This window comes from Acidovorax sacchari, assembly GCF_042847045.1.
In the GTDB taxonomy this organism is placed as follows: domain Bacteria; phylum Pseudomonadota; class Gammaproteobacteria; order Burkholderiales; family Burkholderiaceae_C; genus Paracidovorax; species Paracidovorax sacchari.
In genome coordinates, this window is record NZ_AP035783.1 from 5,099,338 (window position 1) to 5,124,168 (window position 24,831).

At 68.5% G+C, this 24,831-nt stretch carries 24 protein-coding genes; 18 read left to right on the top strand and 6 right to left on the bottom strand.

The features are described 5' to 3' along the window. The first annotated feature begins 1 nt into the window (after position 1). From ACGHC0_RS22565 to ACGHC0_RS22590, 6 genes are all read left to right on the top strand, one after another. Positions 2–649 carry a protein phosphatase CheZ gene (locus ACGHC0_RS22565; protein ID WP_368353052.1) on the top strand — a complete coding sequence of 216 codons (648 nt, stop codon included), beginning with the start codon at positions 2–4 and terminating at the stop codon, positions 647–649. Positions 650–862: 213 nt separating this feature from the next. After that, entirely contained in the window at positions 863–2,035 is a 1,173-nt protein-coding gene (locus ACGHC0_RS22570) for an EscU/YscU/HrcU family type III secretion system export apparatus switch protein (RefSeq protein WP_368353053.1), read from the top strand. Continuing rightward, positions 2,032–4,113: a flagellar biosynthesis protein FlhA gene (gene flhA / locus ACGHC0_RS22575; protein WP_368353054.1), complete on the top strand. Its 2,082-nt coding sequence runs from the start codon at positions 2,032–2,034 to the stop codon at positions 4,111–4,113. The genes ACGHC0_RS22570 and flhA overlap by 4 nt, the downstream gene beginning before the upstream one ends. Next, complete coding sequence (gene flhF, locus ACGHC0_RS22580) at positions 4,110–5,699, top strand: flagellar biosynthesis protein FlhF (RefSeq protein ID WP_415266823.1); 1,590 nt, start codon at positions 4,110–4,112, stop codon at positions 5,697–5,699. Before flhA ends, flhF begins: the two co-directional genes overlap by 4 nt. Next, positions 5,692–6,489: a hypothetical protein gene (locus ACGHC0_RS22585; protein ID WP_415266824.1), complete on the top strand. Its 798-nt coding sequence runs from the start codon at positions 5,692–5,694 to the stop codon at positions 6,487–6,489. Before flhF ends, ACGHC0_RS22585 begins: the two co-directional genes overlap by 8 nt. Before the next feature lie 4 nt (positions 6,490–6,493). After that, positions 6,494–7,210: an RNA polymerase sigma factor FliA gene (locus ACGHC0_RS22590; protein WP_368353057.1), complete on the top strand. Its 717-nt coding sequence runs from the start codon at positions 6,494–6,496 to the stop codon at positions 7,208–7,210. An 84-nt stretch (positions 7,211–7,294) separates the two neighbouring features. On the opposite strand, the gene ACGHC0_RS22595 is transcribed toward ACGHC0_RS22590, so the two are convergent. From ACGHC0_RS22595 to flgA, 3 genes are all read right to left on the bottom strand, one after another. Beyond that, positions 7,295–7,705 (bottom strand): hypothetical protein, encoded by a 411-nt coding sequence (locus ACGHC0_RS22595; protein ID WP_415266825.1) that lies wholly within the window; start codon positions 7,703–7,705, stop codon positions 7,295–7,297. Between the two features lie 77 nt (positions 7,706–7,782). Then, a complete protein-coding gene (gene flgM / locus ACGHC0_RS22600) occupies positions 7,783–8,124 on the bottom strand; it encodes a flagellar biosynthesis anti-sigma factor FlgM (RefSeq protein WP_368353059.1) in 342 nt (113 codons plus the stop codon). A gap of 92 nt (positions 8,125–8,216) precedes the next feature. After that, complete coding sequence (gene flgA / locus ACGHC0_RS22605; protein ID WP_368353060.1) at positions 8,217–8,996, bottom strand: flagellar basal body P-ring formation chaperone FlgA; 780 nt, start codon at positions 8,994–8,996, stop codon at positions 8,217–8,219. A gap of 247 nt (positions 8,997–9,243) precedes the next feature. Here flgA and flgB point away from each other — a divergent pair, with 247 nt between their 5' ends. The 7 genes from flgB to ACGHC0_RS22640 all read left to right on the top strand — a co-directional run bounded on the left by flgB (position 9,244) and on the right by ACGHC0_RS22640 (position 14,541). Next, positions 9,244–9,687, top strand: coding sequence for a flagellar basal body rod protein FlgB (gene flgB / locus ACGHC0_RS22610; RefSeq protein ID WP_415266826.1), 444 nt, complete (start codon positions 9,244–9,246; stop codon positions 9,685–9,687). Between the two features lie 50 nt (positions 9,688–9,737). Then, the gene (gene flgC, locus ACGHC0_RS22615; protein WP_368353062.1) at positions 9,738–10,142 is read left to right on the top strand and encodes a flagellar basal body rod protein FlgC; all 405 of its coding nucleotides are present in this window, start codon (positions 9,738–9,740) and stop codon (positions 10,140–10,142) included. Positions 10,143–10,164: 22 nt separating this feature from the next. Then, on the top strand, positions 10,165–10,815 hold the full coding sequence (locus tag ACGHC0_RS22620) for a flagellar hook assembly protein FlgD (RefSeq protein ID WP_415266827.1): 651 nt from the start codon (positions 10,165–10,167) through the stop codon (positions 10,813–10,815). A gap of 57 nt (positions 10,816–10,872) precedes the next feature. Next, on the top strand, positions 10,873–12,150 hold the full coding sequence (gene flgE / locus ACGHC0_RS22625; RefSeq protein ID WP_415266828.1) for a flagellar hook protein FlgE: 1,278 nt from the start codon (positions 10,873–10,875) through the stop codon (positions 12,148–12,150). 64 nt (positions 12,151–12,214) lie between these two features. Next, on the top strand, positions 12,215–12,955 hold the full coding sequence (flgF, locus tag ACGHC0_RS22630) for a flagellar basal-body rod protein FlgF (RefSeq protein ID WP_368353065.1): 741 nt from the start codon (positions 12,215–12,217) through the stop codon (positions 12,953–12,955). A gap of 48 nt (positions 12,956–13,003) precedes the next feature. Then, complete coding sequence (gene flgG, locus ACGHC0_RS22635) at positions 13,004–13,786, top strand: flagellar basal-body rod protein FlgG (protein ID WP_011797436.1); 783 nt, start codon at positions 13,004–13,006, stop codon at positions 13,784–13,786. A 41-nt stretch (positions 13,787–13,827) separates the two neighbouring features. After that, positions 13,828–14,541: a flagellar basal body L-ring protein FlgH gene (locus tag ACGHC0_RS22640; RefSeq protein ID WP_368353067.1), complete on the top strand. Its 714-nt coding sequence runs from the start codon at positions 13,828–13,830 to the stop codon at positions 14,539–14,541. Positions 14,542–14,581: 40 nt separating this feature from the next. Here ACGHC0_RS22640 and ACGHC0_RS22645 read toward each other — a convergent pair whose 3' ends face one another. Together ACGHC0_RS22645 and ACGHC0_RS22650 are read right to left on the bottom strand one after the other, a co-directional pair. Then, complete coding sequence (locus tag ACGHC0_RS22645; RefSeq protein ID WP_415268447.1) at positions 14,582–15,883, bottom strand: HipA domain-containing protein; 1,302 nt, start codon at positions 15,881–15,883, stop codon at positions 14,582–14,584. 17 nt (positions 15,884–15,900) lie between these two features. After that, entirely contained in the window at positions 15,901–16,254 is a 354-nt protein-coding gene (locus ACGHC0_RS22650) for a helix-turn-helix domain-containing protein (RefSeq protein WP_368353068.1), read from the bottom strand. 253 nt (positions 16,255–16,507) lie between these two features. On the opposite strand from ACGHC0_RS22650, the gene ACGHC0_RS22655 reads away from it, so the two are divergent. From ACGHC0_RS22655 to ACGHC0_RS22675, 5 genes are all read left to right on the top strand, one after another. Further along, the gene (locus ACGHC0_RS22655) at positions 16,508–17,674 is read left to right on the top strand and encodes a flagellar basal body P-ring protein FlgI (protein WP_368353069.1); all 1,167 of its coding nucleotides are present in this window, start codon (positions 16,508–16,510) and stop codon (positions 17,672–17,674) included. Between the two features lie 42 nt (positions 17,675–17,716). Further along, positions 17,717–18,619, top strand: coding sequence for a flagellar assembly peptidoglycan hydrolase FlgJ (flgJ, locus tag ACGHC0_RS22660; RefSeq protein WP_368353070.1), 903 nt, complete (start codon positions 17,717–17,719; stop codon positions 18,617–18,619). 16 nt (positions 18,620–18,635) lie between these two features. Beyond that, positions 18,636–20,567, top strand: a complete 1,932-nt coding sequence (gene flgK / locus ACGHC0_RS22665; RefSeq protein WP_368353071.1) for a flagellar hook-associated protein FlgK — start codon at positions 18,636–18,638, stop codon at positions 20,565–20,567. 36 nt (positions 20,568–20,603) lie between these two features. Beyond that, a complete protein-coding gene (gene flgL, locus ACGHC0_RS22670; protein ID WP_368353072.1) occupies positions 20,604–21,890 on the top strand; it encodes a flagellar hook-associated protein FlgL in 1,287 nt (428 codons plus the stop codon). A 65-nt stretch (positions 21,891–21,955) separates the two neighbouring features. Beyond that, on the top strand, positions 21,956–23,185 hold the full coding sequence (locus ACGHC0_RS22675; protein ID WP_368353073.1) for an HDOD domain-containing protein: 1,230 nt from the start codon (positions 21,956–21,958) through the stop codon (positions 23,183–23,185). 52 nt (positions 23,186–23,237) lie between these two features. On the opposite strand, the gene ACGHC0_RS22680 is transcribed toward ACGHC0_RS22675, so the two are convergent. Further along, positions 23,238–24,722: a PLP-dependent aminotransferase family protein gene (locus ACGHC0_RS22680; RefSeq protein ID WP_368353074.1), complete on the bottom strand. Its 1,485-nt coding sequence runs from the start codon at positions 24,720–24,722 to the stop codon at positions 23,238–23,240. Positions 24,723–24,831 lie beyond the last annotated feature (109 nt).

Sequence of the window (24,831 nt, forward strand, 5' to 3'; positions counted from 1 at the left end):
CATGGAAACGCCGGACCACAACGCCCCGGACTCCGCGGATGTCCACAACAAGATCGGCCAGCTCACCCGCCAGCTGCACGATGCGTTGCGGGAACTGGGCTACGCCGAGCAGTTGAAGGGCTCCATGGGCGAACTGCCCGATGCCCAGAGCCGCCTGTCCTACATCGCCCGCCTCACCGGCGAGGCCGCGGAAAAGGTGCTCAACCGCGTCGAGCAGGCCAAGGCCCAGCACGATTTCATCGCCGAAGAGACGCGCCGCGTGGTGGCGTCCCTGGTGAAAGATCCGGTGGCCGCCGTGGCCAAGGGCGAGATCATGAACTTCCTGCACGACGTGGAACGCGTGACCAAGGAAGCCGACGTGCATCTCACCGAGATCATGATGGCGCAGGATTTCCATGACCTCACCGGGCAGGTGATCGCGCGCGTGGTGAGCCTGGCCGGCACGATCGAGCAGCAGCTGGTGCAGTTGCTCATCCAGACGGCGCCTCCCCAGGCCCAGCCGGCCATGCCCACCCCTGCCCCGGTCGCCGCCGCTCCCGAGCCCCGGCGCGAGCACCTCGCCGGCCCGGTGGTGGACCCGGAAAACACCCCCAACGTCGTCTCCAGCCAGTCGGAAGTGGACGACCTGCTGGCCAGCCTGGGCTTCTGACCCCCTGCCTGCCCGGCAGTGGGCACGGCAGCCCCGGCCTGGCTGGGCAGGGCTTTTCGGCCCGGCGGGCTGTTGTCACAGCGGGCTCGCACGATCACCGACCCTGCCGCCCCGGACGGCACGGAGGAATAGGCGGCTTCCCGGCCGTCTATTCGCACTTTAGATTCCGGCACCCCTCACGACAATCGGCATGACCCCCTCCGTCATGCCACCATGGACTCCTCCAGCCAAGACAAACAGCTACCCGCGACCGAGCGCAAGCTCCAGCAAGCGCGCGAGGAAGGCCAGGCTGCGCGGTCCCGCGACCTCTCCCATCTCGCCATCCTCGGCATGGGCGCGATCAGCACCTATGCCCTGGCCCCCACCCTGATCGAGCACCTGCAGCGGGCCATCGCGCACCACCTCGCGTTCAACGCCGAGACGGTGCACTCCACCGGCTCCATGCTGCAGCGCCTGCAGGACATGACCATCGTCGGGGTGGGCGCGAGCCTGGCCTTCGCCCTGCTGACCACCGTGGCCGCCGTGGCGAGCGCGATCGGCTCCGGCGGCTGGCTCTTCACCTTCAAGCCGGTGATGCCCAATTTCGGCCGGCTGAACCCGATTTCCGGCTTCTCGAACCTGTTTTCGAAGCAGCAGATGGTCACCGTGCTCAAGATGGTGCTGATGACCTCCATCCTCGCCACCGTGGCATGGAGCTTCATGAGCACCAGCGTCGAGAAGATCGCGATGCTGGTGCTGCAGCCCTCCCCGGTGGCCCTGCGCTACGTGGCCGAGTGGATCACCGGCGGCATGGCGCTGCTGCTGCTGGTCGTGTTCCTCGCGGCCCTCATCGACGTACCGCTGCAGGCCTTCTTCTTCAAGTCGCGGCAGAAGATGTCGCACGAGGAAGTGAAACAGGAACACAAGCAGTCCGAGGGCAGCCCCGAGGTCAAGGGCCGGCAGCGCCAGCGCGCGCGCGAGATCGCCAACCGCGCCAGCCTGGGCAACGTGGCCAAGGCCGATTTCGTGGTGATGAACCCGACCCACTATGCCGTGGCGCTGCGCTACGACGAGGCCACCATGGGTGCGCCGCAGGTGGTGTCCAAGGGCACGGACCTGCTGGCGTTCAAGATCCGCGAACTGGCCAACCAGCATTCCGTGCCGGTGCTGCAGTCGCCCATGCTGGCCCGTGCGCTCTACGCCAATGCCGAGCTGGAGCAGCCGATTCCCGCCCAGCTGTACGCGGCCGTGGCGCAGATCCTGGCCTACGTGTACCGGCTCAAGGCCGCGCTGCGCGGCGAAGGCCGCATGCCGGACGCCCAGCCCGATCCCTACGTGCCGCCGGAACTCGATCCGCTCACGAAGGCCACCCCGTCCGACGCTTCCACTGCAGGTGACGCGCCATGAAGACCCCCACGATCGCCTCCGCCCGCCAGTGGGCCGGCACCAATGCCTCCGCTCTGCAGGGCCTGTCGGCCCCGCTGCTCGTGGTGGCCATCCTGGCGCTGATGGTGCTGCCCATCCCCGCCTGGCTGCTGGACACCTTCTTCACGCTCAACATCGCCGTGGCGCTGATGGTGATGATGGTGGCAGCCTACATGCTGCGGCCCCTGGATTTCGCGGCCTTCCCGTCCGTGCTGCTGCTCACCACCCTGATGCGGCTGTCGCTGAACGTGGCCTCCACCCGCGTGGTGCTGCTGGAGGGCCACACCGGCCCCGGCGCCGCCGGTGCGGTGATCGAGGCCTTCGGGCATTTCCTGATCGGCGGGAACTTCGCCGTCGGCCTGATCGTGTTCGCCATCCTGGTGGTGATCAACTTCGTGGTGGTGACCAAGGGCGCCGAGCGCATCGCGGAAGTCTCGGCTCGCTTCACGCTGGACGCCATGCCCGGCAAGCAGATGGCGGTGGATGCCGACCTGAACGCCGGCCTGATCGACGAGAAGGAAGCCAAGCGCCGCCGCGCCGAGGTGCAGGAGGAAGCCAACTTCTTCGGCTCGATGGACGGTGCCTCGAAGTTCGTGCGCGGCGATGCCGTCGCCGGCATCCTGATCCTGCTCATCAACATCGTGGGCGGCTTCGCCATCGGCATGCTGCAGCACGACCTGTCCGCCTCGCAGGCCGCCAACAGCTACATCCTGCTGGCCGTCGGCGATGCGCTGGTGGCGCAGATTCCCGGCCTGCTGATCTCGGTGGCCGCCGCCATGGTGGTCTCGCGCGTGGGCAAGGACCAGGACATGGGCCGCCAGATCGTGCAGCAGCTTTTCATGTCTCCCCGCGTGCTGGGCGTGGCCGCCGCGATCCTGATCATGCTCGGCCTGATTCCCGGCATGCCGCACGCCGTGTTCCTGGTGATGGGCAGCGGCCTCGGGTATGCCGCCTGGCTGCTGCACCAGCGGGCGAACGCACCCAAGCCGGTGGAAGCGCCGCCTGCCCCTGCGGGCGACGGGGAAGCCAGCTGGGACGACCTGCAGCCGGTGGACCTGCTGGGCCTGGAACTGGGCTACCGGCTGATCTCCCTGGTGGACAAGAGCCGCCAGGGCGACCTGCTGACCCGCATCAAGGGGGTACGCCGCAAGTTCGCCCAGGAAGTGGGCTTCCTGCCCCCGGCGGTGCACGTGCGCGACAACCTCGAGCTCAAGCCCAGCGCCTACCGCATCACGCTGCGCGGCGTGGTGGTGGGCGAGGGCGAGGCCTTCCCGGGCATGTTCCTGGCGATCAACCCCGGCGGCATCAGCACGCCGCTCATCGGTACGCCCACCACCGACCCGGCCTTCGGCCTGCCCGCCCACTGGATCGACGACCACCAGAAGGAAGCCGCACAAATGGCGGGTTTTACGGTCGTTGATTCCGAAACCGTGATGGCCACCCATTTGTCACACTTGATGCAAGTCCAGGCCGCCAAGCTCCTGAGCCGCACCGAAACGCAGCAGCTCGTGGAACACGTCGGCAAATTGGCCCCCAAGCTCATCGAGGAAGTGGTTCCGAAAATGGTGTCGATCGCAACGTTCCAGAAGGTGCTCCAGCTGCTGCTGGAAGAGTCCGTGCACATCCGGGACATCCGCACCATCATCGAAACCCTCGCCGAGCATGCGGGAACCATCAGCGATCCGGTGGAACTGGCAAGGCGCGTGCGCATCGCCCTGTCCCCGGCCATCGTGCAGCAGATCTACGGCCCGACCCGCGAGCTCAACGTCATCGCGATCGAGCCGGGCCTGGAGCGCCTGCTGGTGCAGGCCCTGGGCAACGCCTCCGGCCCCTCGCTCGACCCGGGCGTGGCCGACATCCTCACGCAGAAGGCCGCGGAAGTGGCCATGCGGCAGGAAGAGATGGGCATGCCCGCCTGCCTGCTCGTACCCGACGCCATCCGCAACGCCGTCTCGCGCCTCGTGCGCCGCGTCGCCCCGCGCCTGCAGGTGCTCGCCCACAGCGAGATCCCTGAAACCCACACCATCCGCATCGGCCCGATCCTCAAAGGTGCAGCATGAACATCAAACGCTTTACCGCTCCCACCTCCCGTGAGGCCCTGGCCAAGGCCCGCATGGCCTTCGGGGACGGCACGCTGATCCTGTCGAACCGCCAGATCGCCGGCGGCGTCGAGGTGATGGCCACCGCGGAAGACACGCTGTCCTCGCTGGAGAACGCCGCCGCCGAACCCGCACCCGCCAGCTCCAGGCTCCAGGAGCGCGCCCCGGCCGCCTCCCGGCTGCAGGAACGCGCCGCCGACATGGCCGCCAATCCGGCGCAATCGAGCCGGCCGCTGCGCGCGGCGCAACGGGCCGAGGCGCCGCGCAATCCGGTGGCGCAGGACACGGAACAGCTGGCGATGAGCACGCTCTCCTTCCAGGACTATGTGCGCGAGCGCATGCTGCGCCGCCGCCACGAGGCCATGAACGGCGCTGCGCCGGCCCCGGCTGCCGCGCCCCAGCAGTTCCTGCAGCCCGAGCGCGCACCGCTGTCTCGCCCCGAAGCCCCGCGCATGGCCGAACGCGCAATGGCCCCTGCCAGCGCCCCGCTGCCGCGGCATAACCCGATGCACGCCATCCCCCTGGGCCTGCCGCCCGAGCAGCCCGTGCGCGAACGCCGCGTGCAGGCCCCCGTGCCCTCGCTCGCCCAGGAAGCGGGCCAGCAGAACCTGATGAGCGAACTGCAGTCCATGAAGGACCTCATCGAGGACCGCTTCAACACGCTGGCCTGGCTGGGCCAGGCCCGGCAGAACCCGATCCAGTCCAACCTGATGCTCAAGCTCATCCGTGCGGGCTACTCGCCCTCGCTGGCGCGCGCCGTGCTGGAGCGCCTGCCCGAAGAACTGGGTGCCGGCCATGCCGTGCGCTGGCTGATGGAAGTGCTGGAGCGCAACCTCAAGACCGATGCGCACCAGCGCCCGCTGTATGAAGAAGGCGGTGTGTACGCGATGGTGGGGGCCACCGGCGTGGGCAAGACCACCACGACCGCCAAGCTCGCCGCCCTGTGCGCCCGCATCCACGGCCCGGCCAGCGTCGGCCTGATCACCCTGGACACCTACCGCGTGGGCGCCCACGAACAACTGCGCTCGTATGGCCGCATGCTCGGCGTGGTGGCGCACCTCGCCCATGACCGCGCTGCCCTGCAGGACCTGCTCGGCCTGCTGGCCGGCAAGAAGATGGTGCTGATCGACACCACCGGCATCGCCCCGCGCGACCCGCGCAAGCGCGACATGCTGGATGTGCTCGACCTGCCCGGCGTGAACCGCCTGCTGGTGCTCAACGCAGGTTGCCACGGCGACACGCTGGACGACGTGCTCACCGGCTTCCGGACCGGTGGATCGCAGCAGGCCATCCTTTCCAAGGTGGACGAGGCCGTGAAGCTCGGCCCTGCCGTGGATGCGCTGATCCGCCACCAGATGGTGCTGCGCGGCGTGACCAACGGCCAGCGCGTGCCCGAGGACTGGGAAGCGGCCGATGCCCAGAAGCTGATCGCCACGTCCATGCGTTCGCCCGCGAAGTCGGCGTTCGACCCGAAGGCCTCGGACCTGAACTTCTTCTTCTCGCACTCCCCCGAACTCGCCACCGAAAGGGCCCTGGTCGATGCTTGACACCGCCTTCCACCAGGGCGCGAGCCTGCTGCGCCTGATGCCCGAGTCGCCCCTGCGCCTGCTGGCCATCCTGGCACAGCCGGATGCGGCCTACGGGCTCGAAACCTTCTTCCAGGTATGCTCGGCGCTGCAGCGCATGGGCTATCCCGTGGCCGTGCTCGACGGCACCGCGCGCGAGACCGATGCCTCCCCCGGCCTGGCCCATCTGCTGGCCGAGCCGTCCTGGCAGGATGGCGCGCCGCTGGACACGGGCGGCGCCGCGGCGGCCTCCCTGGCCGTGCTGCCGGCCGCCTACGGACTGCGCCGGCTGGCCCGCCAGAGCGCCGACGCGGTGGCGGCCCAGCAGACCCTGCAGCCCTTCTTCCGCTCCTATGCGGTGCTGGCGATCTACGCCCCCGCGGAGGCGCTCGCGCCCCTGGTGCGCGACACCGCCGCAGTGCCGCTGCTGATCGCCGAGGGCGGCGACCACGCGATGCGCAGCTACCGCCAGCTCAAGCACATGGCGCTGCATGCCGGCGTGCCCTGCACGGTGGCCTCGGTGCTGCCCACCGACCGGCCCGCCGGCCTCCACCGGGTCCATGCCACGCTCGCCACCCTGCAGCGCTGCGCCGAGCGGCACCTGGGCAGCGAGCTGCGCACCACCACCCTGCGGGCCAACCATCCCCAGGATCTGCAGCGCCTGGCCTTGCAACTGCTGGAAAACGCGGGCACCATTGGCGCCGCGCCGGTCACTGTTCCCCCGTCCTTCGGTACGCAGCGGCCCGCCCAGCCCTTCGCACGGAGCCACTGATCCGATGTACACCGCCAAAGGACAGCTCAACCGCGATGCATTGATCCGCCAGCACGCGCCGCTGGTCCGACGGATCGCGCACCACATGATCGCGAAGCTCCCGCCCAACGTGGAGCTGGACGATCTGATCCAGGTCGGCATGATCGGGCTCAACGAGGCGCTGTCGCGCTACGAGGTGACGCAGGGCGTGCAGTTCGAGACCTTCGCTTCCCAGCGCATCCGTGGCGCCATGCTCGACGAACTGCGCGAGGGCGACTGGATGTCGCGCAGTTCGCGCAAGAGCCAGAAGGAGATCGAGCACGCCGTGACCCGGCTGGAGCAGAAGCTCGGCCGCAGCCCGCTCGAATCCGAGATCGCCACGGAGCTCGACCTCAGTCTGGCGGAATACCAGTCCCTGCTGAGCAAGGTGCGCGGCACCCAGCTGGTCTATCTGGAAGACATGACGCGCGGCGACGACGACGATGACGGCTTCCTCGACCGCCACGTGGCCGACGGCGCGGCCGACCCCATGGCCATGCTGCGCGACCAGCGCCTGCGCGCCTCCCTGGTGGCGGCGATCAAGGCCCTGCCGGAGCGGGAACAGCAGATCATGGGCATGTACTACGAACACGACATGAACCTCAAGGAGATTGCCGCCGTGCTGGGCGTGACCGAATCGCGCATCTGCCAGCTGCACAGCCAGTCGATCGCCCGGCTGCGGGCGAAGATGCGCAGCCATTGACGCCGCCGGATGAAAGAAGAAGGGCCCCTCGGGGCCCTTCTTCTTTGTGGTGTGGCCAACCCGGCCTGGCCCCAAGGGTGCCGTTCAGCCTTGCGAGCGGTAGATCCGGGCAGCGGCGCCGTGCATGCCGTTGCCGGCAGGGCCGCGGCTGCCGTAGGTCGCGCCGTTCTGGTCCGGCGGCAGGAAGGTGGCCACCTGGCGGTTGGTGAGCGCGGCGAGCCGGGCCAGTTGCTCGCGCTGCAGGGACAGCTGGCTGCGAACGGCCTGGACACGGCGCGTCCAGTCGGCCGGCAGGGGCGGCGCGGAGGCGGGGCGGCTCTCCAGGAAGCGGGACAGCTCGAGCGCGGCCTGTTGCAGCAGCGGGGAGCGGCGCTCCAGCGCGGGAGCATCCGCCTGCAGCAGCAGGGCGCCCACGTCGGCCAGGAGCGACTCGACGGCGCCGAGCAGGGCTTCGGGCGAGCGGGGGGAAGACGGGGAAGCGGGAGGGGGGTGCATGGGTCGGTCCTGTGCCGACCGGCCCATGCGGGACGCGGACCGTGTGCGCTACGGCCGCGCCGGGGCAAGGGCCGGGATCAGTGGCTCTTGGGGGAGTGGGCGATGATTTCCTGGGCGTTCGAGAGCAGCTTGTCGGCGATGGCATCGGCATCGACCGTGAAGGTGCCCTTCTCGATGGCCGCGCGTACGGCCTTGACCTTGTTGGCGTCGAAATCCGCGCTGCTGCGCAGCGACGGATCCAGGGCCTTGGCGGCACTGGAGAACGTCACGGGCGTACCGCCCGAGGTGGCGACCGTGGTCGCGGTCTTGGTGGCCTCTTCGGCAGCGGGCGCCGGGGCGGCCGCCTTGGCCTGTTGCTTGGCAGCCTGGATCTGCTGCGTCAGCGAATTCGGCAATTCCGGGTTTTGACTGATCTTCATCGCACTCTCCCACCCCGTTCGATGTGGGGCACAGTAGCCATGTTTTCGGCCATCGGAGTGCGGACTTTAGGCTTTTATTCGGAAACAGGACGTCACAAGCCGACCTCTACCGTTCCATCGCTGGAAACAATCCCTGCGATGACCCGGCCATTGTCCATGCGGACACGCACAGTCTCTCCGATGGAGCCTGCCGTGACGGCCTGCCCCGCGGATGTTACCGAATAGCCGCGCCCCTGGGCAATGACCCGCACCGGCGCGCCGGCGCGGAAGGCCATCGGCGCCTTCACCATGTGCTGGCGCAGCGCCTGCCCGGCCATGAGCGGGCGGGACGCCACCTGACCCACCCAGTTTTCGGGGTTGGCCACGATGGCGGTGGTCTCGGCCGCCCAGTCCACTTCGGCCTGGGTGGCGTCGGCCTCGGTCAGCACGGCGCCGGAGGCCACGTTGCCGGTGAGCACCCAGGCAGGACCGTAGGCCTTGACGGTGACGGGCAGGAAAACATTCCACGCCGTGGCACCCTCGACGCAGCGCAGGCCCAGCCGCGTGCGGCCCCAGAGCCGGGAGCCGGCGGGAAGGTAGGGCTCCACCCGGGCGCAGGGCGCGAGGCGCAGCCGCGAATCGAGCTGGCCCACGCTCACTTCCATGCGCAGCGGCATGGCGCCGCCCGACACCTGGCTGCGCTGCAGGGCGTCATCGATCCAGTGCTGGGTGATGGAGCCCAGGTCGGCCGTCGCGTCCGCGGCAGGCGCGCCCTGGGCATGCACGGCCGCGGCGGCGCTCCAGGCCAGCAGCGCGGCGCCGGCCATGCGGGCCAGCGCACGGGCGCGGCGCGGGGCGGGGCGGTAAGACGGCAGAGGGGAATGGGGGGACATGGGGGCCTCCTGGGCAGCCGGGCTGCGGCGATGGACGGGGCCGGCCGGACGGGGTGGTCCGGGGGCCATTGCACAACCTGAACTCTAGGGCGTGGGGCCGCCGGCGATGGACCGAACTGCGCGCCAATCCCCGCGTTCTTCGCGCTTTAGGAAAAAGGGCCCGTTTCCATAATCGGACCACGCCGAAAAACCCGTGGCCCCGTGCCGCGCGGCGGCCCCGATTCCCCTGATTTCCGCAAGGTGTCCCATGCTCGACAAGTTGACCGAAAGGCTGGATTTCCACGGCAACGCGCTCATGCTGCGCGCCGAGCGCCAGCGCGCGATCGCGAGCAACATCGCCAATGCCGATACCCCCGGGTATGTGGCGCGCGACTTCAATTTCGCCGATGCGCTGCGCGATGCCACCGGCCAGGGCGCAGGCGCCTCTTTCAGCGCGGTGGAGCGCGCCCTGCAGCGCCAGCAGAGCGCGACCGATCCGCGCCACATCCCCCTGCCCGGCGCCACGACCGGCAGCGGCGCACCCGGCTCCCTGGGCTACACGGTGCAGACCCAGCCGAGCCTGGACAACAACACGGTGGACCTGGACCGCGAGCGGGCCGCGTTCGCCGACAACGCTGTGCGCTACGAAGCCACGCTGCGTTTCATCAACGGCAACGTGCGCACCATGCTGAGCGCGATCCAGGGCCAGTGAGGACGCACACGTCCCGCCGCCCGCAACGCACCAGGAAAGCGATCACCGCCATGTCCATGTTCTCGATCTTCGGCGTCTCCGGCAGCGCGATCAGCGCGCAGGCGCAGCGCCTCAACGTGGTGGCCAGCAACCTCGCCAACGTCGACGCCGTGGCCGGCCCCGACGGCCAGGCCTACAAGGCGCGCCAGGTGGTCTTCCAGACCACGCCCATGGGCGACGAAGGTGCGGCCGGCGTTCGCGTGAGCGCCATCAGCGAGAGCCAGGCCCCCGGCAAGCGCGTGCTCGACCCCACCCATCCGCAGGCCGACGCGGAAGGCTACGTCACGCACTCCAACGTGAATCCGGTGGAAGAGATGGTCAACATGATCTCGGCCTCGCGCTCCTACCAGAACAACGTCGAGGTCCTCAACACCACCAAGTCGCTGCTGCTCAAGACGCTGCAGATGGGCCAGTAATCCCTTCCCGAAGGACCGCACCATGATCCTCAACCCCATCGGCTCCACGGCCACCGTGAACACGGGCTCCAGCTCGAACTCCGCCACCGACCCCGCCGCCGCGCAGGACCGTTTCCTGAAGCTGCTGGTGGCGCAGCTCAACAACCAGGATCCCATGAATCCGCTGGACAACGCCCAGATGACCTCGCAGATGGCGCAGATCAACACGGTGACCGGCATCCAGCAGCTCAACCTGAGCATGCAGACCATGGCAGAGCAGTTCACGACCATGCAGACCCTGCAGGGAACGATGATGATCGGCCGCAGCGTGCTGACCGAGGGCTCCAAGATGACCTTCAAGGACAGCGCCGGCACCGGCTCCTTCGACCTCAAGAGCGCAGCCACCGATGTCAAGGTGGAAGTCGTCACGCCGGGCGGCCAGGTGGTCGATACGGTGGACGTGGGCGCGAGCGCAGCGGGCCGCCACGACTTCAGCTGGGACGGCAGCAAGTACAGCGGCACCCGCAGCGACCTGAGCTTCCGCGTGGTGGCGTCCACCAAGGACGGCGCCGTCGAGGCGACGCCGCTCATGCAGGCCAAGGTGGTGGGCACGGGCTCCAACGCGGGCGCCCTCACGCTGAACCTGGACACGGGCGGCACCGTGAACTACAGCAACATCCGCGCGGTGCTCTGACGGCCTCGCGCATTCCGCAAGACACCCCCCTTTTTTCCGTCCCCCGAGGAGAGCACCATGAGCTTCCAGCAAGGCCTGTCCGGCCTCAACGCCGCCAGCAAGAACCTGGACGTGATCGGCCACAACGTGGCCAACTCCGGCACCGTCGGCTTCAAGGCCTCGCGCGCCGAGTTCGCCGAGATGGTGGCCAATGCCATCGGCTCCGCGGGCGGCACCAATGCCGGCATCGGGGTGGAGCTGTCGGCGGTCGCGCAGCAGTTCAATCAGGGCAACATCTCCGTCACGGGCAACAGCCTGGACGTGGCGATCAACGGCGACGGTTTCTTCACGCTGCAGCAGCCCGACGGCTCGCGCGCCTATACCCGCGCCGGCAACTTCAAGCTCGACAGCAACGGCCAGCTGGTGACCAACACCAAGGCGCAGGTCATGGGCTATGCGCTGGACCCGATCACGGGCAAGCGCACGGCGAGCAACGCCGCGCCGCTGTCCTTCCCCACGTCCAAGCCGATCCCTGCCAAGCAGACCACGGCGATCACGGCGGAGTTCAACCTCGACGCCCGCGCGCCCGACGCAGCCGGCGATTCCACGGCCACGCCGCCCGTGCCCGCCACGCCGCGCTCCACCTACGGCACGTCGATCAACGTGTACGACAGCCAGGGCGTGGCCAAGCCGGTGAGCCTGTACTTCCAGAAGAACGGCGCCAACACCTGGGACGTGTACGACAAGCTCGACGATGCCACCGCCACGCCGCCGGTGGTGGCCACGCCGATCGGCCAGATCAAGTTCGACGACACCGGCAAGATCATCTCGCCGACCGCGACTGCGCCCGAGACCGGCTTCCAGATGCCGCTCACCGTCACGCCCACGCCACCCAACCCGAACGGGTTGCCCGATTACACGGTGAACATCAAGCTCGACGGCGTATCGCAATACGGCAAGTCGTTCGCGGTGTCCAACCTGTCTCAGGACGGCTACACGGCCGGCGAACTCACGGGCATCAGCATCGAGAACAACGGCACGGTGATGACGCGCTACTCCAACGGCGTGACGCGTGCCGAGGGGCAGGTGGCGCTGGCCAGCTTCCGCAACACGCAGGGCCTGGCCTCGGTGGGCAGCAATAACTGGGTGGAGACCTTCGAGTCGGGCCAGCCGGTGCTGGGTACGCCCACCGAAGGCAAGTTCGGCGGCCTGCGCTCCGGCGCGCTGGAAGACTCCAACGTGGACCTGACGGCCGAGCTGGTGAACATGATGACCGCCCAGCGTGCCTACCAGGCCAACGCGCAGACCATCAAGACGCAGGACCAGGTGATGTCCACGCTGGTGAACCTGCGCTGACGGACCGCCGCCGCTGATCCGCCACTGACATCCGAACGCATTCCTTCTTCCTGCAGGCCGAGCGATGGACCACATCATCTACACCTCCATGACGGGCGCCAGCGCCGCCGCGCAACGGCAGGCGGTGCTGGCCAACAACCTCGCGAACGCCTCCACCAACGGCTTCCGCGCGGAGATGTCCACCTTCCGCTCGGTGCCCGTGCAGGGCGATGGCTCCAAGACCCGCGTGTTCGCGCTGGAGGCCACCTCCGGCCACGTGGAAACGCCCGGCCCCGTGCAGCGCACCGGCCGGAACCTGGATGCGATGGCGGTGGGCAATGCATGGTTCGCGGTGCAGGGGCTGGACGGCACCGAGGCCTACACCCGCAACGGCAGCTTCGAGGTGAACGCGGAGGGCCAGCTGCGCACTTCCAACGGGCTCACCGTGCTGTCCGACGGCGGCGGCCCGATCGACGTGCCGCCCGGCGCCGACGTGACGCTGGGCTCGGACGGCACCCTGACCGCGCGCGTCGCGGGCCAGCAGGCCACGCCCATCGGCCGCCTGAAGCTCGCCACCCCGACGCCGGAAGACCCGCTCAAGCGCGGCGACGACGCGCTCTTCCGTACCGCATCGGGCGACCCGATGCCCAATGACCCGAACGCGCGGCTGCTGTCCGGCGCGCTGGAGGGCTCCAACGTGAACGCCGTGGAAAGCATGGTCGGCATGATCGCCGCCTCCCGGCAGTTCGAGGCCCAGATGCGGTTGCTGCAGACGGCCGAGACCAACGACAAGACGGCCGCTCAGCTGCTCAACCTGAACGGCTGACGCCCTCCCCGCACGCCAAGCCCAGCACGCATTCCCCGAGGAACCGCCATGATCAACTCGCTCTGGATCGCCAAGACCGGCATGTCCGCCCAGCAGACGCAGCTGGACGTGATCTCCCACAACCTCGCCAACGTATCCACCACCGGCTACAAGCGCAACAACGCGGTGTTCGAGGACCTGATCTACCAGAACCTGCGCCAGGTGGGCGCGCAGACCACCGAGCAGAACCAGCTGCCCACCGGCCTGCACCTGGGCCTGGGCGTGCGCACGGTGGCCACCAGCCGCAACTTCACGCAGGGCAGCCTGGCGCAGTCCAACAACAACCTGGACGTGGCCATCAACGGCAACGGCTTCTTCCAGGTGACGATGCCGGACGGCACCACGGGCTACACGCGCGACGGGTCGTTCCAGCTCGACTCCCAGGGGCGACTGGTCACCTCCAGCGGCCTGCCCGTGGCCAACGGCATCACCGTGCCAGCCAACGCCACGGGCATCAGCATCAGCACGGACGGCATCGTCTCGGCCACCGTGCCGGGGACGACCGCGCCGCAGCAGATCGGCACCCTGGGCATGGCGAGCTTCATCAACTCGGCCGGCCTGGAGCCGATCGGGCAGAACCTGTTCAAGGAATCCGCGGCGTCGGGCCAGCCCCAGCAGGGCACGCCCGGCACCAACGGCCTGGGCATCATCCGCCAGGGCTTCCTGGAAACCTCCAACGTGAACGTGGTGGAAGAGCTGGTGTCCATGATCCAGACCCAGCGCGCCTACGAGATGAATTCCAAGGCCATCCAGACATCCGACCAGATGCTGGCCAAGCTCGCGCAGCTGTGATGCGCGCCCTCCCCTTCCTGACCACTGCCGGGATACCGACCATGCCGCACACCGCCGCCCCCTTCATCCTCCGCGCAGCCCCGCTGCGCCTCGCCGCCGTGGCCGCCCTGCTGGCCGCCACGGGCTGCGCCTCCGTCAATCCGCCGCCGCCGATCGACATGCCGCCCACCCAGGCGCCGATCGCCGTGCAGACCGCGCCCCGCGCGACCGGGCCGGCCACCGGCAGCCTGTTCCATGCGGCCAGCTACCGGCCGGCGTTCGAGGACCGCCGCGCGCGGCTGGTGGGCGACATCGTCACCATCCAGATCGTGGAGACGATCTCCGCATCGCAGAAGTCCAGCTCCAAGGTGGACCGCACGGCCGCCAACACGGCCGGCGTGAGCGCGTTTCCCTTCATCGGCGCGAGCGACCTCGGCAAGCTGAAGCTGGGCGGCAACAGCACCAACAACTTCGAAGGCAAGGGCGACCTGCAGAGCACCAACACCTTCACCGGCACCATCACCACCACGGTGGTGGATGTGCTGCCCAATGGCCACCTCGTGATCGCGGGCGAGAAGCAGATCGGCGTGGCCGAGAACGTGGACGTGCTGCGCTTCTCGGGCACCGTGGATCCGCGATCGCTGCAGCCGGGCAGCGTGGTGAGTTCCACCCTGGTGGCCAATGCCCGCGTGCAGTCGCGCGGGCGGGGCTCTCCGGCCGAAGCGCAGGCCATGGGATGGCTGGCGCGGGCGTTCAATTCGGTGGCACCGTTCTGAGGTTCCAATGTGCGTAGTACGGCCGCGTGCAAGGGCCAGGCTACCGCACGAACCTCAGCATGTCTGCGATCACCACATGGCGTATCGCACGCAGCAGGTGCAGTTCGGCGGCCCGGGTTTCGGGCGGGATCTGGGCGAGGATCGGCATGGCTCCATATTCCGCCGTCATGCGCTCGATCAGTCCGTCCGCGGCATCCGGCAACCGCGCGATCATCCTGGCGGTTTCCCGGACCGCCGTGCCTTTGCCGAGGCCCAGTTCCATCCCGGTGGCCACCAGTTTTTCCTGCGTGACCTCGCAGAAATTCGCTGCGCCGGCCACCGGCATGGCCAGGGTTTCGGCGGGCCATACCCTCGTGGACGGCTCGTCCGCCAAAGCCGGCGTGTGGTAGACCGCCGTGCAGAGCAGATCGTAGAAGGGCGCCACGCGCATGCCTTCCGAATCGATGAGGAATGAGATGTTCTTCAGGTGGCAATCCGAGTTGCCGACCAGGGTATTGAACAGGATCCAGCGGAATATCTCCAGTCTCGCCACGGCCCTGTTCAAGCACAGCCCGACGAGCCGCAGCAACGCGGGAAAGGTTGCGCTCGCGTACTTGTTGTGCCCGCTTTCGTTCAATGCCTGGCTGCCATCCACCGCATGCACGCGCAGCGGTCGACCATCCGCTCCGCGGATGCGGTCGAAGCGCTCGATGATGTACACGGGCTCGGGAACATAGAGACGCCATACCGAGGGCACCCTCACGCCCAGCATGGCCGCCAGACGCATCGTGAAGGTTTCGTTCACCACTGAGCGTGGATACCCGACTGCCGTGGAGTCGGGCTTGAGGATGTGCGTAGAGGCGCTGCCCTTCAAAGGTTCGGCCAGCCCGCCCGTCGCGGGATCGAAGCAGACAACCATCTTGTGCTGCGCACCCGCCAGCGACATGCGCTTGGGGGCCTGCCGGTGAAGTGACGCCACCGGCAGCTTGCGGATGCGCGCGGACAGCACCTCATGGCTGAGTTCCTGCGTACCCTGCACCGCGTCTTCAGCACCGTGGGGTTGCAGCACCAGAGCTCCGGCCGACTCGGCCCCGAGCCGCTCAAGCAGCCCGAAGGCGTCTTCTGCCGGAACACCTTCTTCCCTGCCGATCACGGTGCGCAGCGTCTCTTCGGGAAGGAGGTTGTCGAAGAACCACTGCACCGGCCGGACCGTGGCACCATCCAGCAGCGGCTCCGGACCCAGCGGCAAAGAGGGAGACAGCGGATAGGGATGGCGACGGGACAGCCAACTGGCAGCGTACTGAAAGCCCCAGAGGTTGTTCTGGTCGGTCAAGTCGCCCATCCATTCGCCGTTGATGAGCACGGCCAAGGTGCGTTGGCTCACTTGCGTTTTACCCTGGCAGACCTTACCGACTCAATGACATTCGGGGACAGCTCATAACTCTCAAGAAGAGCTCGCTCCACTTTCAGCAATGCTGCCTTCTCTTGATCCCCCATCAGCCGCTCATGAACATCATCAGGTATCTCTACCTTGAACCTGACGCCTAATTCCTTCAAGACCTTCAGCGCGCGGCCCATCTGAACGGTTTCTTTCCCATACTCCAGATCGCGCACATAGACATGGCTCACTCCCGCACTGCCAGCCAAGTCGTCTTGGCGGACGCCATGGGCTTTGCGCGCGGCGCGGATGACTTGGCCGATGTCGCCAACATCGTTGATCAAATAGTTCTTCATGGAGCACTCCAATAGAAGTGATTGCTTAGATTTTACCTACGTTGAGCGCAATTCAAGTTCAAAATAGAAATGATCACTGCGATCTTCATGAGCCAATTCAAGAAGCAATAAAAAAATAAATGACCGCTTAGATTTCACAAGAAATTCCTACGCTGCAAGATGCTCCACCAGCTTGGCATCCAGCCAAGAAAGCGGGTGATCCGGCGGCTTTTCCCTCCATCCCCCGGGGCCCTCCGATCCCACAATCGGTGCCATGAAGTCTCCTGCCCCCACCTCCTTCCTCGCACGCGCGCACCGGGCCGCCCTGCGGCTGGGGCTCGCGCATGGCCTCGCCGCGCTCGCCCTGCTGGGGGCGGTGGCGCCAGCGCATGCGCTGCGCATCAAGGAAGTGGCGGCCGTGCAGGGGGTGCGCAGCAACCAGCTGACGGGCTACGGCCTGGTCGTGGGCCTGGACGGCACGGGCGACCAGACGACGCAGATGCCCATCACCACGCAGGCGCTGACCAACTACCTGCAGCAGATGGGCATCAGCCTGCCGCCCGGCACGGCGGCACCGCAGCTCAAGAACGTGGCCACGGTGATCGTGACGGCGCAGCTGCCGGCGTTCGCCCAGCCCGGGCAATTCATCGACGTGAACGTCTCCTCCCTGGGCAATGCCAAGTCGCTCAAGGGCGGCACGCTGATCGCCACGCCGCTGCGCGGCGCCGACGGCGAGATCTACGCGCTGGCGCAGGGCAACCTGGTGGTGGGCGGCGCGGGCGCCGCTGCCGGCGGCAGCAAGGTGCAGATCAACCACCTGAGCGCGGGCCGCATTCCCGAGGGCGCGCAGGTGGAGCGCTCCGTGCCCACGCCGCTGCACGACGGCGACACGATCAACCTGGGCCTCAATGCCTCCGATTTCCAGACCGCGCGCAAGGTGGCGCAGGCCATCAACGACAAGCTCGGCAAGGGAGCGTCCATCGCCACCGCGCTGGACGGCCGCACGGTGCAGGTGCGGGCGCCGCAGGATCCGGGTGGCCGGGTGAACTTCATCGCCGACCTGGAGGAATTGCCGGTGGCCGACACCACGCCGTCCGCCAAGGTCGTCATCAACGCGCGCACCGGCTCGATCGTGCTCAACCAGGCCGTCACGCTGGGGCCCTGCGCGATCGCGCACGGCAACCTGTCGATCACGATCAGTTCCACGCCGGTGATCAGCCAGCCCAATCCGCTGTCGCAGGGCCAGACCGTGGTCGCGCAGAAGAGCGACATCGCGATCAAGCAGGAGCCGGGCAACATCATCCAGATGCCGCCGTCTCCGCAGCTCGCCGACGTGGTGCGCGCACTCAACACGCTCGGCGCCACGCCGCAGGACCTCCTGGCCATCCTGCAGGCCATCAAGGCCGCGGGCGCGCTCAATGCCGAACTGGAGGTCATCTGATGGCCGCCCTGTCCGCCACCGCCTGACCGCCGGGAGACCGCCATGTCGCTCAGCCTGACGTCCTCCGCCCCCGCCACGGCCTCGAATGCGCTGGCGGTGGATGCGCGCTCGCTGGATGCGCTGAAGTTCCAGGCCGGGCAGAACGACCCGAAGGCCGCGAAGGAAGCGGCCAAGCAGTTCGAATCGCTCTTCATGCGCGAGATGATCAAGAGCATGCGCGAGGCGACGATGAAGTCCGGCCTGATGGAAGGCGAGCAGGGCAACCTGGGCCAGGACATGCTGGACCAGCAGTTCTCGGTGCAGATGTCGGGCCTGCAGGGCGGGCTCTCGGAAGCCATCCAGCGCCAACTCACACGCCAGATCGGCGGCGGCCAGGAGGCCGCACCCACGTTTTCCCCGCCGTCCACGCTGAGCCTGCAGCCACAGCAGTCCGCGCGCGCCGCGGCGGCCGCCAACGCCTACGCACCGGCCCCCAAGGGCCGCGACGGTTTCGTGCAGCACCACCGCGACGCGGCCGAACGCGTGGCGCAGGAAAGCGGCATTCCCGCCAGCTTCATGCTCGGCCAGGCCGGGCACGAGACCGGCTGGGGCCGCAGCGAGATCCGCAGCAAGGACGGCAGCAACTCCTTCAACCTGTTCGGCATCAAGGCCGGCAAGGGCTGGACGGGCAAGGTGGCGGAGGTGACCACCACCGAATACATCAACGGCACGCCGCGCAAGGTGACGGCCAAGTTCCGCGCCTATGACTCCTATGAAGACTCCTTCAAGGACTACGCGCGCCTCATCAACGACAACCCGCGCTACGAAAAGGCCCGCAGCAAGACGCATTCGGCCGTGGCCTATGCAGCCGAACTGCAGAAGGCGGGCTACGCGACGGACCCCGAGTACGCGCACAAGCTGAGCCGGGCCATCCACAGCACGCTGCGCGTGGGGCCCTCGGCATGAAGACGGGTGAACGCACATGAGCCTGCTCAACGTCGGCGCGCGCGCCCTCCTCGCCAACCAGGTGGCCCTGCAGACCACCGGCCACAACATCGCCAACGTCAATACCGCGGGCTATTCGCGGCAGACGCTGTCGCTGCAGACCGTGCAGGGGCAGTTCACCGGCGGCGGCTACATCGGCCAGGGTGTGGACGTGCAGACCATCCTGCGCAACCACAACGAATTGCTGACCCGGCAGGCCGCGGCGGCGGATTCCGCCCAGTCGGCCGACAAGACGCGCGCGGAGCGGCTGTCGCAACTGCAGGACGTGTTCAGCGGAGGTACCAGCGGACTGGGCGCCGCGATCACCGACATGCTGAACTCCTTCAAGGACGTGGTGGCCTCGCCGACGGACATGACCGCGCGCACCGTCACCATCACCCGCATGGACGAGACCGCCGCGCGCATGCGCTCGGCGGCCGAGCGCGTGAACGAGATCCAGTACACGGTGAAGGAGCAGCTCACGGGCGACGTGAACGCGATCAACAGCCTGGCCAAGCAGATGGCGAGCGTGAACGAGCAGATCGCGCGCGTGAAGGGCAACGGGCAGACGCCCAACGACCTGCTGGACCAGCGCGACCAGATCATCCGCCAGATCAACCAGTACGTGCAGACCACCCAGGTGGCCGCGGACGACGGCACCGTGGGGCTGTTCGTGGCGGGCAGCCAGCCGCTCGTGCTGGGCACCACGGCCACGCCGCTGGACGTGCAGGAGTCGAGCCAGTTCCCGGGCAGCGGCCAGTTGAAGGTGTATTTCAGCCCGCCCGGCACCAAGCCCATCGAGCTGGACGACAGCATGCTCGCGGGGGGCGAGCTCTCGGGGCTGCTGCGCTTCCACAACAACGACCTCGCCGAGGGCCGCAACCTGCTGGGCCGCATGGCGCAGGCCATCGGCATGACGATGAATGCCCAGCACAAGCTCGGCATCACGCTGGACGGCCAGGCCGGCAAGGACCTGTTCTCGGTGCCCACCAGCATGCCCGGCTATACCAGCGGCACGGCGGCGGGGAATGTGTCGTTTTCCGACGCCACCAAGTTCGCCGCCTCGGACTACGAAGTGCGCTTCACCACGCCCCCCGCGGGCCAGGTGGTGCGCCTGTCCGACGGCAAGGCCACGGCCTTCACCGACCTCGCGAACCTCGCGGGGCAGCAGATCGACGGGCTCAACTTCAACATGACGGCCGCGGGCGCCGCCGGTGAGCGGGTGCTCTTCAAACCCTTCAGCAGCACGGCGCTGAACATCCAGGCCAAGGTGCTGTCGCCGCGCGACCTCGCAGCCGCCAGCCCCGTCAACGCCTCCATGGGCACGACGAACAACGGCTCGCTGCAGCTGAGCTCCGTCCAGGCCGCCTCCAACCCCTACACGCTGCCGCCGACCCCGGGGGGCGTGACCCTGACGTTCGACGCGGGCCCGCCATCCACCTACGGGGTGACGGGATCGACCTCGCCGGCCTCGGGCACCACCGGGCTCGCCTATACGCCGGGCCAGCCCATCACCATCGACGGCTGGCAGATCACGCTGAAGGGCACGCCGGGCACGGGCGACACGGTGAAGGTGGGCAACTCGCTCGATCCGCAGTATGGCGACGCCTACAAGCGCAACGCGGGCAATGCCTCGGCGATGGACGCGCTGGCCGACGTGAAGATGTTCGACGACGCCACCATGAGCGACGGTTATGCCGGCCTGATGGCCCAGGTGGGCACGCGCACGCAGAACGCCAAGTACGCCTCGGATGTTTCCGCCACCATCTCCACCAACCTCGAACGCGACCGCACCGCCGTCTCGGGCGTGAACCTGGACGAGGAAGCCGCCAAGCTGATCCAGTACCAGCAGGCCTACCAGGCCTCTGCCAAGGTGCTGCAGATCGCGCAGAACATTTTCGACAACCTGATCCAGACGATGGGCCGCTGACGCCGCCCGCGCCGCACCGGCCTTCCGGAGATCGCCATGAGCACCTTCTACCGCACCGCCTCCGCCAACCAGTACGACAACGCGCTGCGCAACCTGTCGCAGCGCCAGACCGCGCTGTCCAACCTGCAGGAGAACCTGACCTCGGGCAAGCGCGTGGTGCGCGCGAGCGACGATCCGGTGGCAGCGGCCCAGGCGGAGCGCGCCATCACGCGCCTCTCGCGCGTGCAGAGCGAGCAGCGCGCGCTGGAGAACGCGCGCAACACCGTCACGCAGGCCGAGTCCACGCTCGGCCAGGCGGTGGACATCGTGCAGGAGCTGCGCCAGCTCATCGTGAACGCAGGTGGCGGCTCGCTCAAGCCCGAAGACCGCAAGACCATGATGAACCAGGTGCAGGGCCTGCGCGAGCAGCTCTCCGACCTGGTCAACCGCAAGGACACGAACGGGCTGCCGCTGCTGGGCGCCCTGGGCAGTGCGCTCGCGCCCTTCCTGGGCCCGCAGACCGGCAGCCCCGACTACAGCTTCGCCGGCCAGGCGGGACAGGCCTCCGGCTCGGCCACCTCGCTGCCGCTGTCGCTCGACGGCGAGTCGGCCTTCATGTTCCAGCCCAAGCGCGACGGCGTCTATACGGCCTCGGTGAGCAACATCCCCTCGGGCCGCCTGCTGGTGACGGACGGCGTGAAGCCGGTGAACACGTCCCAGGTCACGGGCGACGACTACCAGATCGTGTTCAGCGGCGTGGGCCCCGGCGCGACGGCGGGCACCACCACGGCCACCTACACCATCACCAACACGACCACGGGCGTGTCGTCCGCACCGGTCACGGTGCCCGACTTCCCGTCCGACAAGCCCGTATCGATCGCGGTGACCGGCATTCCGGGCGTGAGCTTCAATATCACCGGCACGCCCACCAAGCAGTCCGACGGCACCTACAACTTCTCGCCGGCGAACGGCGATACCGTCACGCTCAAGCCCAGCGCCAGCATCTTCAGCACCATCGACCAGGCGATCCGCGACATCGGCAGCGCCGGCAACAGCAACGCGGCCGCACAGGCCGTGGGCCAGGCACTGAACAACATCGACATCGGCATGGAGCGCATCCACAACATGCGCGGCTATGCCGGCGAACTGCTCAACCGCGCCGACCGCATCACGGGCGACCAGGACAAGCGCTCGGTGCAGCTCGAGGCGGACCGCTCGCGTGCCGAAGATCTCGATATGATCAAGGGCATATCCGACTTCCAGAACAACCAGACCGGCTACCAGGCAGCGCTGCAGTCCTATGCCCAGGTGCAAAAGCTGTCGCTCTTCAACTACATCGGCTGAGCTGAATCGAGACAAGCGGGGCATCGGACCCGGCCCCTCCGCCGGCCCGCCCCGCAAAGCCCAACATGGTCCAATCCGTCCTCGGTAGCCTGATCCTGGGCTACCGCCCCCTCTGGAATGCCGCGCGCCGTCTCGCGGCCGTACAGCTGCACGTGCATAGCGCCGGCGAAGCCCTGGTCGATGCGCCGCATCTGCTGCGCACGCTGCAGGAACTCTGGAGCGCGGGCTCCCCGCCCCTGCTGCTGTCGCCGCAAAGCCCCCAGTTGCTCATCGACCTGCTCGCCCAGGCGCCACGTGGCTCTCCCTGGATCAGCGTGCCTGACGCATGGCTGGCCGACGCAGGCGTCCTCGAGCGCGTGCGCGCGGCGCACCAGCGGGGCCTGAAACTGGTCTGGCGCGGCGCGCTGGACCGGTTGCCGCCGGCGGAGATCGCGGCCTGCTTCGACAACAGCCTGCTGTCGCTGTCGGCCAACGACGCCATGGCCGCGCTGCGCGCGGCCGGCGGCCCGATCCGCGGCGCCCCCGCCCAGCCCAGCCCGGTGATCGCGGGCCAGATCTACGAGAACATCGCGAGCCGCCCGCTGATGGAGCATTGCCTGGACCGGCACGGCGCGCTCGCCATCGCCGGCTGGCCGTCGGAGGACGTGCTCTACAGCCTGCGCCACCAGCAGCTGCAGCCCGCCCACGAGACCGTGCACAAGCTGATGCGGGCGATCGACGCGGAGCAGTCGCTGGAGGCGTTCGAGCAGATCCTCGGCGAGGACCCCCTGCTCGCCTACCGGTTCATGGTCTATACCAACTCCGCTGCGCTCGGGCTGCGCACGGGCGTGGATTCGCTGCGGCGCGGGCTGGTGATGATGGGCTACGGCTCGCTCCAGCGCTGGCTGGGCGACCAGCTCCCGCATGCGAGCACCGATCCCAACCTGCAGCCTATCCGCGAGTCCATGGTGATCCGCGCGCACCTGACCGAGCGCCTGCTCGACGCCGGGGTGGAGAACGACCTGCGTCGCGAGGTCTATCTCTGCGGGCTGCTGTCGCAGCTGGGAGAACTGCTCTCCGAGCCGCTGGGTGCCGTCCTGCGGCGCCTGCCGCTGTCCGAGCGCATCTACGACGCGGCCGTGCTGCACCAGGGGCCCTATGCCGCCAGCCTGGAGATGGCCTGCGCGCTCGAATCCGAGGATGCCGCCCCGATCCGCCAGCTCTGCGAAACGCACGAGATGGACCTGGAGGAAATCAACCGGGGGCTGTTGCGGGTGATCTCGGACCTGGTGGTGGAGCGGCCGGCGGGGCGGTAACGCCGCCTGCCGCGCGTCGAACCGGGCGGACGCACCGCCAGCCGGGCTCAGGTCACCCCTGGCCGCCCGCCGCCCGCCGGAACACCTTCCAGAACCCCGGATCCTGCGTGGTCGTGAAGTTGATCCGCATGAGCGTGCAGGGCCGGCGGGTGGCATGGAACAGCGCGCCGGGCGCGATGAGATAGCCCTCGTCGAGCATGCGCTGGGCGAGCATGTCGGTGTCCACGCCCGTCTCCACCCAGCCGAACATGCCCGCGGGCTCGGCCGCGAAGCGCTGCCCGGCCTCCAGCGCGATCTGCACGCTGCGGGCCCGTGCCTGGGCCAGGCGCAGGCGCATGCGCTCGGCATGGCGGCGCAGCTGGCCCTGCTCGATACACTGCGCCAGGGCCTTTTCGAGGATGGAGGGCGTGGTGAGGGTGGACAACAGCTTGGTGTCCAGCAGCCGCTCCACCAGGCCCTCGGGCGCGGCGAGGTAGCCCACCCGCCAGTTGGGCGCGAGGATCTTGGCGAAGCCGTTCACGTAGATGGTGCGGCGCAGCCCGTCCAGGGCCGACAGGCGCGTGGCGTGGTCGGGGGCGATGTGGCCGTAGGTGTCGTCCTCGACGATGTGGAAACCGTGCCGGTGGGACAGCTGCAGGATGCGGTGCGCATGCCCCGGCGACAGGCTGTAGCCGGTGGGGTTGTGCAGCACGCTCACGCTCACGAACAGCTTGGGCGCGTGGGCCTCGCAGTAGCGCGCCATCACGTCCAGGTCCGGCCCCTCGGGACCGCGCGGCACGGGCAGCACGCGCATGCCCAGCGCATCGAGCCGCGCGAACTCCACCGACCAGCCGGGCTCCTCCACCATGACCGGGTCGCCGGCCTTCAGCAGGGTGCGGCTCACGATGTCCAGGGCGTGCGTGGCGCCGATGGTGGTGATGATCTGCGCGGGCTCCGCCGGCACGCTGAGGTCGGCCAGCCGCCGCGCGAGCGCCGCGCGCAGGCCGGCGTCGCCGCGGGGCTCGCCATAGGCCAGGGAGCCGTCCTGCAGCGCACGCCCCGCGGTGACGCGGCGCACGGCGGCGAACATGAAGCGCGCGTCTTCGAGCCAGCCCGGCGGAAACACGCCGGCGCCGGGCTGGGGCTTGGACGAGGCCTGGTGGAACATGCCGCGGATCAGGGTGGTGGCGTTGATGTGCGAGCCCGACATCGGCAGCGCGGCGGCGCCGAGGATCGAGGCGCCTGCGGCCGGGCCGCCCGGTGCGCCTGCCCCGCCGGGTGCGCCCTGTGGAGCGCCGGCGGGGGCGCCCGGCACCGGAGGCCTCTGCACCGCATCGCGCACGAAGAACCCGCGCTGGCGCCGCGCCTCCACGAGCCCCTGCGCCAGCAACTGGTCGTAGGCGGCGACCACGGTATGGGTGCTCACGCTCTGCTGCCGCGCGCACTCGCGCACCGACGGCAGCCGTGCGCCGACCGGCAGCAGCCGGCTGCGGATGCGTTCCGCGAATCGATCGGCGAGTTGCTCGGTCAGGGTGCGTTCGGGCGTGCGGGTCAGCATGGAAGGCTTTCTGGAAACTGTGTTGTCCAACGCACCGGTACAGTTCATGAACTTGTGCAGCTGTCTGTATTGGCACTGTAGCGGAATCATGCCTACAGTGGGTCCTGTA